Source organism: Pseudomonas sp. UBA6315, from assembly GCF_002438125.1.
GTDB lineage: Bacteria > Pseudomonadota > Gammaproteobacteria > Pseudomonadales > Pseudomonadaceae > Aquipseudomonas > Aquipseudomonas faucium.
The window spans coordinates 1-11,942 of sequence record NZ_DJTF01000110.1; the positions used below are offsets into that span (position 1 = coordinate 1).

15 protein-coding genes are annotated in these 11,942 nt (G+C 64.5%); 2 read left to right on the forward strand and 13 right to left on the reverse strand.

Translation table 11 applies throughout. The features are described from left to right. On the forward strand, nt 1-830 hold an 830-nt coding region (rlmF, locus tag B3E94_RS13780), incomplete at its 5' end, for a 23S rRNA (adenine(1618)-N(6))-methyltransferase RlmF (protein ID WP_286913926.1). Nucleotides 831-880: 50 nt separating this feature from the next. Here the strand turns inward: rlmF and B3E94_RS13785 are convergent. Further along, the gene (locus tag B3E94_RS13785) at nt 881-1,162 is read right to left on the reverse strand and encodes an HU family DNA-binding protein (protein ID WP_027920195.1); all 282 of its coding nucleotides are present in this window, start codon (nt 1,160-1,162) and stop codon (nt 881-883) included. A gap of 393 nt (nt 1,163-1,555) precedes the next feature. Between B3E94_RS13785 and yejK the strand changes: the two genes are divergently transcribed. Next, nucleotides 1,556-2,563: a nucleoid-associated protein YejK gene (gene yejK, locus B3E94_RS13790; protein ID WP_176514609.1), complete on the forward strand. Its 1,008-nt coding sequence runs from the start codon at nt 1,556-1,558 to the stop codon at nt 2,561-2,563. On the opposite strand, the gene B3E94_RS13795 is transcribed toward yejK, so the two are convergent. From B3E94_RS13795 to mlaD, 12 genes are all read right to left on the reverse strand, one after another. After that, nucleotides 2,544-2,852: a GIY-YIG nuclease family protein gene (locus B3E94_RS13795; protein WP_286913927.1), complete on the reverse strand. Its 309-nt coding sequence runs from the start codon at nt 2,850-2,852 to the stop codon at nt 2,544-2,546. The genes yejK and B3E94_RS13795 overlap by 20 nt on opposite strands. Before the next feature lie 17 nt (nt 2,853-2,869). Further along, nucleotides 2,870-3,340, reverse strand: a complete 471-nt coding sequence (locus tag B3E94_RS13800; RefSeq protein ID WP_286913928.1) for a nuclear transport factor 2 family protein — start codon at nt 3,338-3,340, stop codon at nt 2,870-2,872. 152 nt (nt 3,341-3,492) lie between these two features. Continuing rightward, the gene (locus tag B3E94_RS13805) at nt 3,493-4,758 is read right to left on the reverse strand and encodes a CynX/NimT family MFS transporter (protein ID WP_236236734.1); all 1,266 of its coding nucleotides are present in this window, start codon (nt 4,756-4,758) and stop codon (nt 3,493-3,495) included. Between the two features lie 13 nt (nt 4,759-4,771). After that, nucleotides 4,772-5,422, reverse strand: coding sequence for a FadR/GntR family transcriptional regulator (locus B3E94_RS13810; protein ID WP_176514601.1), 651 nt, complete (start codon nt 5,420-5,422; stop codon nt 4,772-4,774). A gap of 106 nt (nt 5,423-5,528) precedes the next feature. Beyond that, the gene (gene hisC, locus B3E94_RS13815; RefSeq protein ID WP_176514599.1) at nt 5,529-6,575 is read right to left on the reverse strand and encodes a histidinol-phosphate transaminase; all 1,047 of its coding nucleotides are present in this window, start codon (nt 6,573-6,575) and stop codon (nt 5,529-5,531) included. Between the two features lie 2 nt (nt 6,576-6,577). Next, nucleotides 6,578-7,903 (reverse strand): histidinol dehydrogenase, encoded by a 1,326-nt coding sequence (gene hisD / locus B3E94_RS13820; RefSeq protein WP_176514597.1) that lies wholly within the window; start codon nt 7,901-7,903, stop codon nt 6,578-6,580. A 134-nt stretch (nt 7,904-8,037) separates the two neighbouring features. Beyond that, nucleotides 8,038-8,673: an ATP phosphoribosyltransferase gene (hisG, locus tag B3E94_RS13825; RefSeq protein ID WP_012316063.1), complete on the reverse strand. Its 636-nt coding sequence runs from the start codon at nt 8,671-8,673 to the stop codon at nt 8,038-8,040. 124 nt (nt 8,674-8,797) lie between these two features. Next, nucleotides 8,798-10,063 (reverse strand): UDP-N-acetylglucosamine 1-carboxyvinyltransferase, encoded by a 1,266-nt coding sequence (murA, locus tag B3E94_RS13830; protein WP_236236737.1) that lies wholly within the window; start codon nt 10,061-10,063, stop codon nt 8,798-8,800. 23 nt (nt 10,064-10,086) lie between these two features. Then, nucleotides 10,087-10,326, reverse strand: a complete 240-nt coding sequence (locus B3E94_RS13835; protein ID WP_003255121.1) for a BolA family protein — start codon at nt 10,324-10,326, stop codon at nt 10,087-10,089. 118 nt (nt 10,327-10,444) lie between these two features. Beyond that, entirely contained in the window at nt 10,445-10,747 is a 303-nt protein-coding gene (locus B3E94_RS13840) for an STAS domain-containing protein (RefSeq protein WP_236236738.1), read from the reverse strand. Next, complete coding sequence (locus tag B3E94_RS13845) at nt 10,744-11,391, reverse strand: MlaC/ttg2D family ABC transporter substrate-binding protein (protein ID WP_176514591.1); 648 nt, start codon at nt 11,389-11,391, stop codon at nt 10,744-10,746. The genes B3E94_RS13840 and B3E94_RS13845 overlap by 4 nt, the downstream gene beginning before the upstream one ends. Before the next feature lie 9 nt (nt 11,392-11,400). Next, nucleotides 11,401-11,886 carry an outer membrane lipid asymmetry maintenance protein MlaD gene (gene mlaD / locus B3E94_RS13850; RefSeq protein WP_176514589.1) on the reverse strand — a complete coding sequence of 162 codons (486 nt, stop codon included), beginning with the start codon at nt 11,884-11,886 and terminating at the stop codon, nt 11,401-11,403. Nucleotides 11,887-11,942: the final 56 nt, after the last annotated feature.

The following is an 11,942-nucleotide window of genomic DNA, read 5'->3' on the forward strand; positions in this document are numbered from 1 at the left end:
CCAGCATCGACTTCGCCAACCCCGAAGCCGTGCGGGTGTTCAACCGCGCCTTGCTCAAGGCCCAGTACGGCATCCAGCACTGGGACATCCCCGCCGACTACCTGTGCCCGCCAATACCCGGCCGCGCCGACTACATCCATGTGGCCGCCGACCTGTTGGCCGAGGACAACGCCGGCGAGGTGCCCAGGGGCGCCCAGGTGCGCGCCCTGGACATTGGCGTGGGCGCCAACTGCATCTACCCGCTGCTGGGCCACAGCGACTACCGCTGGCGCTTCCTGGGCAGCGACATCGACCCCGTGGCCCTGGCCTCGGCCAAGGCCATCGTGCAGGCCAACGGCCTGAACAAGGGCATCGCCCTGCGCCTGCAAGGCCAGCGCAAGCACATCCTCGACGGCCTGCTACAGGCCGACGAGCGCTTCGACCTGACCCTGTGCAACCCGCCCTTCCATGCCTCACGCGAAGAAGCCACCCGCGGCAGCCAGCGCAAGTGGAAGAACCTGGGCAAGCAGGACCCCAAGCGCAAGCTGCCGGTGCTCAACTTCGGCGGGCAGAACAACGAGTTGTGGTGCGAGGGCGGCGAGATTCGCTTCGTCAGCCAACTGGTCGGCGAAAGCGTGCAGTACGCGCAACAGGTGCTGTGGTTCACCAGCCTGGTGTCCAAGGCCAGCAACCTGCCGGGTATCGAAGCGGCGCTGAGCAAGGCCGGCGTCAAGGCGCGGCGCATCGTCGAGATGGGCCAGGGGCAGAAGCAGAGCCGCATGGTCGCCTGGAGCTTCCATGACGACGACGCACGCCAGGCCTGGAACGCCCGGCGCAAATCACAGGCATGAAAAAACCGCGCCCGGGCAAGCCGGGCGCGGTTTTGTCAACGCATCAACAATTACTTGTTGACGGCGTCGGTCAGGCCTTTGGCCGGAACGAACTTGACGACTTTCTTGGCAGCGATTTCGATGGCAGCGCCAGTCGAAGGGTTGCGGCCGGTACGGGCAGGACGCTCGGAGACTTTCAGCTTGCCAATGCCTGGCAGGGTGATTTCAGCGCCGTTTTCCAGTTGGTCGGCAACGATCTGGCCCAGTTGCTCCAGCGCGTTGCGAGCGGTGGTTTTCGGCGCGTCGATGGCTTCGGCGATGTCGGCAATCAGTTGGTCTTTGGTCAATGCCATGGTGGTGTTCCTTCCCTATCTAATTCAGTGGTTATGCAGCGTTCTACGACGTTATCGGGCCAGCCCCGGAATACTGGAGGGCCGCGCCAATCGCGAATGTAGATACGCAAATCGGCGTTTGGTTCGACACGGCGTAAGCACGCTGCCAGCAATGCGCCACCCGAGGTGCGCAAGACCGCGCAAAGCTACCACAGGAATGCAGAAATATCCGCTGCCCAGGTGGTTTTTATGCAGGTTTTTCGGGGCTTTCAGCCGAAATCGCACAAAATTGAACAAAAAACGAACAACCGGCATTTCTGCCAACATCCGGCCACTGCAGCGCCTGTGACCTGGGGTAAACTGGACGACTTTTGCAGCGCGGCCCCTGACCGCCCCAGACTCGCCGAGACCTCCATGCCAATCCGTCACTGCATCGTCCACCTGATCGACAAGAAGCCCGATGGCAGCCCCGCCGTGCTCCATGCACGGGATACGGAGCTTGCAGCATCGGACGCCATCGAGAACCTGCTGGCCGACCTCAACGACAGCTACAACGCCAAACAGGGCAAGGCCTGGGGCTTCTTCCACGGCGAGTCTGGCGCCTACCCGCTCAGCGGCTGGCTCAAGCAGTACCTGGAAGACGAAAAGGACTTCGCCGCCTTCAGCCGGGTGGCTGTCGAGCACCTGCAAAAGCTGATGGAAGAATCCAACCTGTCCACCGGCGGCCACATCCTCTTCGCCCATTACCAGCAAGGCATGACCGACTACCTGGCGATCGCCCTGCTGCACCACAGCGAAGGCGTGGCGGTGAACGCCGAGCTGGATGTGACGCCGTCACGCCACCTGGACCTGGGCCAGTTGCACCTGGCGGCGCGCATCAACCTGTCGGAGTGGAAGAACAACCACAACTCCAAGCAGTACATCTCGTTCATCAAGGGCAAGAACGGCAAGAAGGTGTCGGACTATTTCCGCGACTTCATCGGCTGCCAGGAAGGCGTCGACGGCCCGGGCGAGACCCGCACCCTGCTCAAGGCCTTCAGCGACTTCGTCGAAAGCGAAGACCTGCCAGAAGAATCCGCCCGCGAAAAGACCCAGACCCTGGTCGACTACGCCACCACCCAGACCAAGCTGGGCGAACCGGTGACCCTGGAAGAGCTGTCGAGCCTGATCGACGAAGACCGCCCCAAGGCGTTCTACGACCACATCCGCAACAAGGACTATGGCCTGTCGCCCGAGATCCCGGCAGACAAGCGCACCCTGAACCAGTTCCGCCGCTTCACCGGGCGCGCCGAAGGCCTGTCAATCAGCTTCGAGGCGCACCTGCTGGGTGACAAGGTGGAATACGACGAGGTGGCTGGCACCCTGATCATCAAGGGCCTGCCGACGCAGCTGGTGGATCAGCTCAAGCGCCGCAAGGACTGAGCGACTGCCCGCCATAGGAGGCCACCAGCGCCTCCTTGGCCGACTTGCGCAGGCGTTTTACCAGGCGCTCCTGGCGCAGCGCCTCGCCCTTGTCCGGCCATTGCTCGACATACACCAGCGCCTGCGCCGGGCTGGTCTTGAAGTAACGGGCGCCCTGCCCCTTCTGATGCGCGGCGAACCGCCGCTGCGGGTCATCGCTGATGCCGCAGTACAGCGAACCATTGGCAGCCCTTACCAGGTAGACATACCAAGGCTTGCTCACCGGGGTCGTGGATACATCGCTCGCCATCTTTTCTTCGCAACCGCTCAATTTGCCTGCTGGAAGGCACGCAGCCCTTTGTACGCCTGCTGGCGCACCTTGTTCTGCAGCATCGGCGTCCAGCCCAGCAGCACACCCGGCATGCCCAGCGCCTGCCGCGACCAGCGCCACAGGTCGAAGCTGTCGTCATGCTGGCAGATCAGGCCGTCGCGAATGACGAAGCGCGCCTGGATATCGTTGATGACCACGCGGCCGGTCTGGCTGAACAGGTAGGTGGCCACCCAATGGGCACAGCCGCTGCCGGCGTCGGCACGCACCTGGTCGAAGGTCAGGGAGAAATCCTTGGCCCGGGTGGTGAGCATGCGCCACATGTCGCCGGCATCACGCCCGCGCAAGGTGCCGAAGACCGGGTCGCTGAAAACGATATCGTCGCTGTAGCAGGCCACCATGGCTTCGGCGTCCAGGCGCTGGAACGCCTGGTAGAAGCGGGTGATCAGGTCACGGTTGGCGTCGCTCATGGGGCGGGGCCCTCCTGGCAGTCGAAAGCAGCACGATAATCTGCCGCGCCCGTGGATGCCAGTACCGCCGCCATCGCTGGCAAGCCAGCTGCCCTCAAGGCCTGCGCTGTACCTGTGGGAGCCGGCTTGCCGGCGATAGGGCCAGTGAATGCTCAGAGCTTCTCGCTGGTCACCTGCACGTGCAGCGCCCGCCCGGCCCCAAGCCCGAACACGATGGCGCCGATACCCAGCACGGCGAAGATCCAGCCCACGGCCGCCCAGCCGCCGGTGATGTCGTGCACCAGGCCCACCGCGAATGGCCCCATGGACGCCAGCGTATAGCCCACCCCTTGGGCCATGCTCGACAGGTTGGCCGCCACGTGGGCGTCCTTCGAGCGCAGCACGATCAGCGTCAGCGCCAGGGCGAAGGTGCCGCCCTGCCCCAGCCCGAGCAGCACCGCCCAGCCCCAGAGCCCGTCGATGGGGGCATACAGGCAACCGAACAGGCCCGCCAGGGTCACCAGCATCACGATCACGATGGCCAGGCGCTGGTCCTTGCCCCGGGTCGCCAGCCAAGGCGCACCGAGCGAGCTGATCAACTGCACGATCACCGAGCCGGACAGCACCAGCCCAGCCTCGGTCGGGCTCAAGCCACGGCCGATCAGAATGGACGGCAACCAGCCGAACACGATGTACGCCAGCGAGGACTGCAAGCCCATGTACAGGGTGACCTGCCAGGCCAGCGGGTCACGCCACAGCCCGCGCACCCGGTAGGCCACCTTGTGCAGGCCGTGGCCCTGGCGCGCCTGGGGCAACCAGACCAGCATCGCCAGCAGCGCCGGGATCATCCAGAAGCCCAGGCCCAGGGCCCAGCTGCCGTCGAAGTGCTGGCTCAGCGGCACCGTGGCCCCTGCCGCCATGGCGGCGCCCAGGCACAGGGCCATGGTGTAGACGCCGGTCAAGGTCCCGGCATGCTGCGGGAAATCACGCTTGACGATACCCGGCAGCAACACCCCGATGATGCCGATGCTGGCGCCCGCCAGCAGGCTGCCCACGAACACCCCGACCGCCCCCAGCGCACTGCGCACCAGGATGCCCAGCGCCAGGGTCAGCAGGATGCCGAGGATCACCCGCTCGCTGCCAAAGCGCCGCGCCAGGATCGGCGCCAGTGGCGCGAAAAGCCCCAGGCACAGCACAGGCAGCGTGGTCAGCAGGCCGGCTTGCGATGCATTCAGGCCCAGGCCTTCGGACACCTGGCCAAGCACCGGGGCCATGCTCGACAGCGCGGGGCGCAGGTTCAGCGCCACCAGCACCAGCCCCAGCAGCAGCAACCACGGCCGCTGCAGCACCACAGGCTGTTGCTGTACCTGCGCGTCGTCGGCTTCGGCATCGATCAGCAGTTCATCGAGCTCGCGCTCGCGGGTCATTGGTTCAGCCATGGGCTTCTCGTGGTCAGGATTCGATGAGGGTGCGGCTCAGGCGCTTGGCCTGCTGCGCATCGCGTTGTTCGATGGCGGCGAGGATCTGCCCGTGCAGGTCGAAGGTCGCCTGGCAGCGTGGCACGGTGGTCATGTTGTGCTGCAGCGCGGCCCCCACTACACCGGAGAAATACCGGTACAGCTCGCTCAAGGCCGGGTTGTGCGCGGCATCGATCAGGCGCTGGTGAAACACCAGGTCGCAGCTGACGTAGGCATTGATATCGCCATGAAAGTGCCCCGCGCTGGCCTGCAGCGCTTCGCGCAGGCCCTGCAGGTCTGCTTCGGTGCGCCGCAGCGCCGCCAGGCCGATGGCCTCGCTTTCGAGGATGTGCCGGGTTTCCCGTGCCTGCTCCGGCGTGCAGCGCGACATTGCCAGCACCGCCTGCAGCGGGTCCTGGCAGGTGCGCAGGTAACTGCCATCGCCCTGGCGGATTTCCACCAGGCCGCTGAATGCCAATACCCGCATGGCTTCGCGCACGGTATTGCGGCTGATGCCCATTTCCACGGCCAGCACCGGTTCGGTGGGCAGGCGTTCACCCACTTGCCAGTCGCCCTGCAGAATGCGCTCGCGCATACGTTCCACGGCGAGCTCGACCAAGGAACGTCTAGGCAATTCGCTGCTCATGATACTCAACCAATCATCCGATGAATTTTCGGAGCTTACTGGAACCCCGAATAACAGGCAACAGCAGTGGAAAAGCATCGGGGCCGCAAAGCGGCCCCGATCTCGATCAACCCAAGGCGTCGATCAGTGCCTGGTTCATCTCTGGCGTACCAATGGTGATACGCAGGAACTGGGCAATGCGCTGCTGCTTGAAGTGACGCACGATCACCCCTTGCTCACGCAGGCGCGCCGCCAGTTGCGCGGCATCTTGCTGCGGGTGGCGGGCGAAGATGAAGTTGGCGGCCGATGGCAACACCTCGAACCCCTTGGCGACGAGCTGCTCGACCAGGGCCTCGCGGCTCTCGATCACCTTGCGGCAGGTGTCCGCGAAATACGCCTGGTCTTCGAAGGCTGCAGCTGCGCCGACGATCGCCATGCGGTCCAGCGGGTAGGAGTTGAAGCTGTTCTTGATCCGCTCCAGCGCCTCGATCAGGTCCGGGTGGCCGACTGCCAGGCCGACGCGCAAACCGGCCAGCGAGCGCGATTTGGACAGGGTCTGGGTCACCAGCAGGTTGTCATAACGCCCTACCAGGCTGATCGCCGTTTCGCCGCCAAAGTCGATGTAGGCCTCGTCCACCACCACCACCGAGCCCGGGTTGGCCTGCAGCATCTGCTCGATCGCCTGCAGCGGCAACAGGCAGCCAGTCGGCGCGTTGGGGTTGGGGAAGATGATGCCGGCGTTGGGCTTGCTGTAGTCCTGCACGCGGATCTGGAACTGCTCGTCCAGCGGCACCTGTTCGAACGGGATGCCGTACAGGCCGCAGTACACCGGGTAGAAGCTGTAGCTGACATCCGGGAACAGCAGCGGGCCGCCGTGCTGGAACAGGCCGTGGAAGATGTGCGCCAGCACCTCGTCCGAGCCGTTGCCGACGAATACCTGGGCGGGGGTTACAGCGTAGTACTCGGCCACCGCCTGCTTGAGCCGGTCGCTGTTCGGGTCCGGGTACAGGCGCAGGTTGTCGTTGAGCTCACCGCGCATGGCTTCCAGCGCCTTGGGCGACGGGCCATAGGGGTTCTCGTTGGTGTTCAGCTTGACCAGCCGCGCCAGCTTGGGCTGCTCGCCCGGCACGTAAGGCACCAGGTCCTTGACGAAGGGGCTCCAGAATCGACTCATGTTCAGTTCCCCTTGCCTTGGGTCAGGATACGGAATTCGGCGCTGCGGGCGTGGGCCGTCAGCGATTCGCCACGGGCCAGCACCGAGGCGGTGTGGCCGAGCTCGGAGGCACCTGCTTCGGAGCAGAAGATGATCGACGAGCGCTTCTGGAAGTCATACACGCCCAGCGGCGACGAGAAGCGCGCGGTGCCGGAGGTCGGCAGCACGTGGTTGGGGCCTGCACAGTAGTCGCCCAGCGCCTCGCTGGTGTGGCGGCCCATGAAGATCGCGCCGGCGTGGCGGATCTGCGGCAACCAGGCCTGCGGGTCGGCGACCGACAGCTCCAGGTGCTCGGGGGCGATGCGGTTGGCCACTTCCATGGCCTGCTGCATGTCACGCACCTGGATCAGCGCACCGCGGCCGTTGATGGATTTTTCGATGATCTCGGCGCGCTCCATGGTTGGCAGCAGCTTGTCGATGCTGGCGGCAACGCGGTCGAGGAAGTCGGCATCCGGGCTGACCAGGATGGCCTGGGCGTCTTCATCGTGCTCGGCCTGGGAGAACAGGTCCATGGCGATCCAGTCCGGGTCGGTCTGGCCGTCGCACACCACGAGAATTTCCGAAGGGCCGGCGATCATGTCGATGCCGACCTGGCCGAACACGTGGCGCTTGGCAGTGGCCACGTAGATGTTGCCGGGGCCGACGATCTTGTCGACCTGCGGCACGCTCTCGGTGCCGTAGGCCAGCGCCGCGACCGCCTGGGCACCGCCCACGGTGAACACCCGGTCGACGCCGGCGATGCAGGCAGCAGCCAGCACCAGCTCGTTGACCTCGCCACGCGGGGTAGGCACCACCATCACCACCTCGGTGACACCCGCGACCTTGGCCGGAATGGCGTTCATCAGCACCGACGAGGGGTACGACGCCTTGCCGCCCGGCACGTACAGGCCCGCGCGGTCCAGCGGGGTGACCTTCTGCCCCAGCACGGTGCCGTCGGCCTCGGTGTACTGCCAGGAATCCTGCTTCTGCCGCTCGTGGTAGATGCGCACGCGGTTGGCGGCTTTTTCCAGGGCTTCACGCTGGGTCGGGGTGATGCGGGTCAGGGCCAGTTCCAGGCGCTCGCGGCCCAGGATCAGGTCGTCGATGGTCTTGGCATCGACGCCATCGAAACGCTGGGTGAATTCCACCAGCGCCGCATCGCCACGCTCGCGCACGGCCTTGATGATGTCGAGCACGCGCTGATTGACCGCGTCATCGGACACACTTTCCCAGCTCAGCAGATGATCCAGATGTCGGGCGAAATCCGGGTCAGCAGCGTTGAGACGGGCAATTGCAGTGGACACGGTCATGGCGAGGGCCTCGATTATTAGCGAATGCTCAGGCGCCCTAGGCTACCAGTCGATCCGCGCGGGCACCCGAGAAAAGTGGCTGTGACGCGGACAGACGGGCGCGACTGCGAAAGTCGCGCACAGAAGGTAGTGAGTTAGCCGCGGTGTCGCGACTCGACCGCCTGGCGAAGGGTGTCGATCAGGCTCTGGATGCGGGCGTGCTGCATCTTCATCGATGCCTTGTTGACCACCAGGCGCGAGCTGATCGTGGCGATCAGGTCCTGGGGCTCAAGGCCGTTGGCACGCAGGGTATTGCCGGTGTCGACCACGTCGATGATCTTGTCGGCGAGGTTGATCAGCGGGGCCAGTTCCATCGAGCCGTACAGCTTGATGATGTCGACCTGGCGGCCCTGCTCGGCGTAGTAACGCTTGGCAACGTTGACGAACTTGGTGGCCACGCGCAGGCGCCCCTTGGGCTCCGGTGCACCGACCACGCCGGCGGTCATCAGCTTGCAGCGGGCGATCTGCAGGTCCAGCGGCTCGTACAGGCCCTGGCCGCCGTACTCCATCAGCACGTCCTTGCCTGCCACGCCCAGGTCGGCGGCACCATGCTCGACATAGGTCGGCACGTCGGTGGCACGCACGATCAGCAGGCGCACGTCGTCCTGCGTGGTGGGGATGATCAGCTTGCGGCTCTTGTCCGGATTCTCGGTCGGCACGATACCGGCTTCGGCCAGCAACGGCAGGGTATCGTCGAGGATGCGGCCTTTGGAAAGCGCGATGGTCAACATTGGAACGTCGGTCCTTAAGCGGCTACTGCCGGCCGGGCCTGGGCCCGACCGCATACAATTCGTGTGCGGGAGCGGGTTGCGGCACCGGCCAAACCGGTGCCGCAACCCGCTCCCGGGCAGATGACTAGCCCGGTACGCGACGGATCTTCGCGCCCAGCATCTGCAGTTTTTCTTCGATGCACTCGTAACCACGGTCGATGTGGTAGATGCGGTCGATCAGGGTATCGCCATCGGCGACCAGGGCCGACAGCACCAGGCTGGCCGAAGCCCGCAGGTCGGTGGCCATGACCGGGGCGCCCTTGAGGGACGGCACGCCGGTAACGATGGCGGTATTGCCTTCGACCTGGATCTGCGCGCCCATGCGGTGCATTTCGTACACGTGCATGAAGCGGTTTTCGAAGATCGTCTCGATGACCGCGCCAGTGCCTTCGGCAATGGCGTTGAGCGAGATGAACTGCGCCTGCATGTCGGTCGGGAAGGCCGGGTACGGGGCGGTGCGCAGGTTGACGGCCTTGGGCCGCTTGCCGTGCATGTCCAGCTCGATCCAGTCTTCACCGGTGGTGACGTCGGCACCGGCTTCCTTGAGCTTTTCCAGCACCGCTTCAAGGATGGTCGGGTCGGTGTCCTTGACCTTGACGCGGCCACCGGTCACGGCAGCGGCTACCAGGTAGGTACCGGTCTCGATACGGTCCGGCATGACCCGGTAGTTGGCCGAGTGCAAGCGCTCGACGCCATCGATGGTGATGGTGTCGGTGCCAGCGCCCTGGATCTTGGCGCCCATGGCGATCAGGAAGTTGGCCAGGTCGACCACTTCCGGCTCGCGCGCGGCGTTCTGCAGCACGCTGCGGCCCTTGGCTAGGGCAGCGGCCATCATGATGTTCTCGGTACCAGTGACGCTGACGGTATCGAAGAAGAACTGCGCGCCACGCAGGCCGCCTTCAGGCGCCTGGGCCTTGATGTAGCCGCCTTCCACTTCGATCGTCGCACCCATGGCCTCGAGGCCGCGGATGTGCAGGTCGACCGGACGCGAACCGATGGCACAGCCGCCTGGCAGGGCCACTTCGGCCTTGCCGAAGCGCGCGACCATGGGGCCGAGCACCAGGATCGAGGCGCGCATGGTCTTGACCAGCTCGTAGGGGGCGACCAGGGTCTTGATGGTGCGCGGGTCGATCTCCACCGCCAGCTTCTCGTCGATCACAGGCTCGATGCCCATGCGCCCGAACAGCTCGATCATGGTGGTGATGTCGTGCAGGTGTGGCAGGTTGCCCACGGTGACCGGGCCATCGGCCAGCAGGGTCGCCGCCAGAATCGGCAGGGCCGCGTTCTTCGCGCCCGAAATGCGAATCTCGCCGTCGAGGCGAGCGCCGCCAGTAATAATCAGTTTGTCCATTGGAGTCTCGCCGCCAAGTTGGCTCAGGTGCGCTCAGCCCAGGCTGCGCTGCTGAAAAATTTCATGGTTACCGCATGGATGCTGCCATTGGCGATCCAGGGATTCAGGTGAGCATAGATTGCCTGCTGGCGCTTGACCGGGCTCAGGCCAGCCAGTTCATCGCTGATCACGTTCAACTGGAAGTTGCAGCCTTCGCCTTCAACTTCGACCCGGGATCCCGGCAATTTTTCTTCAAGGAAGCTCTTAACTTCTACGGCCTGCATGCTCAACCTCAATCGGCGCCCGATGCGCACGGGTCGGCCATCATACAAAAAAGCCCCTCGCCTGCGAAGCCCACCGAGTGGGCGCGCTGACCGAGGGGCCTCCATCAGTGACGAGCCATCAGCTCGCCAGTACTTCATCGAGGTCATAGACCCCGGCAATTTCCCGCATGTCGTCCGGCATGCCGCGCACTTCGCAGACCTTGCCTGCCGCCTGGGCGTCACGGATGAACGCCAGCAGCAGCGAAAGGCCAACGCTGGACGACTTCTCGACCGACGCGCAATCGAGCACCAGCTGCGTTTCGCGGGCCGCGGCGATCAACGCCCTGCCCTGCTTGCGCAAGGCCGGGCCGCTGCGGTAGTCCAGCACGCCGGCCAGGCGCAGCACGCCCGGCTCGGCCATGCTTACACCGGCCTCGCTCATTTCACTTCCTTCTCGGGAGAGTTGTCGGCCGCCTGCTTGGCCTTGGCCACTTCGCCGGCCCAGCCGTCGATGGTCTTGTCCAGGTCGTTGCCATTGCGCTGCATGGCGTCGGCGAACTGGTCGCGGAACAGCTTGCCGATGTTGATGCCGTTGACGATCACGTTACGCACCTTCCACTCGCCACCCAGGTTCTCCAGGGTGTACTGCACCGGGTAGACGGCACCGTTGTTGCCGGTGACCTTCATGCCGACGCTGGCGCGCTTGCCATCATCGGCCTTGGCCGGATCGACGACGATGCCCTGGTTGTTGTACTCGAGCAGGGCGTTGCCATAGAACTGCATCAGGCTGCGCTTGAAGTTTTCCTGGAAGCGCTGCATCTGCGCAGGCGTGGCCTTGCGCGAATACTTGACGGTCATGATGCTCTTGGAAATGCCGTCGGCATCGACCACCGGGCCGAGGATGCGGTTGAGCGCATCGTAGAACGCCTGCGGGTTGCTCTTGTACTGTTCCTTGTTGGCCTTCAGATCCCCGAGCAGCTCGTTGGTAGTGCTCTGCACCACGTCATGGGGCGATTGCGCTGCCAGGGTCAGCAGGGGGAAGGCCGCCAGCAGGACCAGCAGGCCACGTCGCAAGATCGAAATCATGGAAACTCCTTAATTAGCCGGTTGCGCTTCTTTCGGTTCCTTGCCAACGGTGTTGAGCAGGAACTTGCCAATCAGATCTTCCAGCACCAGGGCAGACTGGGTGTCATGGATGGTTGCACCGTCCTTGAGCACCTCTTCTTCGCCGCCCACGCTGATGCCGATGTACTTCTCGCCAAGCAAGCCGGCGGTCAGGATCGAGGCAGTGGAGTCGGTCGGCAGGTTGTCCACCGACTTGTCCAGCTGCAGCGTCACCCGACCGGTGTAGGAATCACGGTCCAGATCGATGGCGGTGACCTTGCCGATCGTCACGCCGGCCATGGTCACTTTAGCTCTGACCGTCAAACCGGCGATATTGTCGAAGTAAGCATAAACTTTGTAGGTATCGCTGCTCGGGCTGGCCGACAGCCCGCTGACACGCAGGGCCAGCAGCAGCAGCGCCAGGATCCCGGCCAGGAGGAACAGGCCGACACCGATTTCCAGGGTGCGGTTTTGCATCAGAAATCTCCAAACATCAAGGCGGTCAGAATAAAGTCCAGACCCAGTACTGCCAA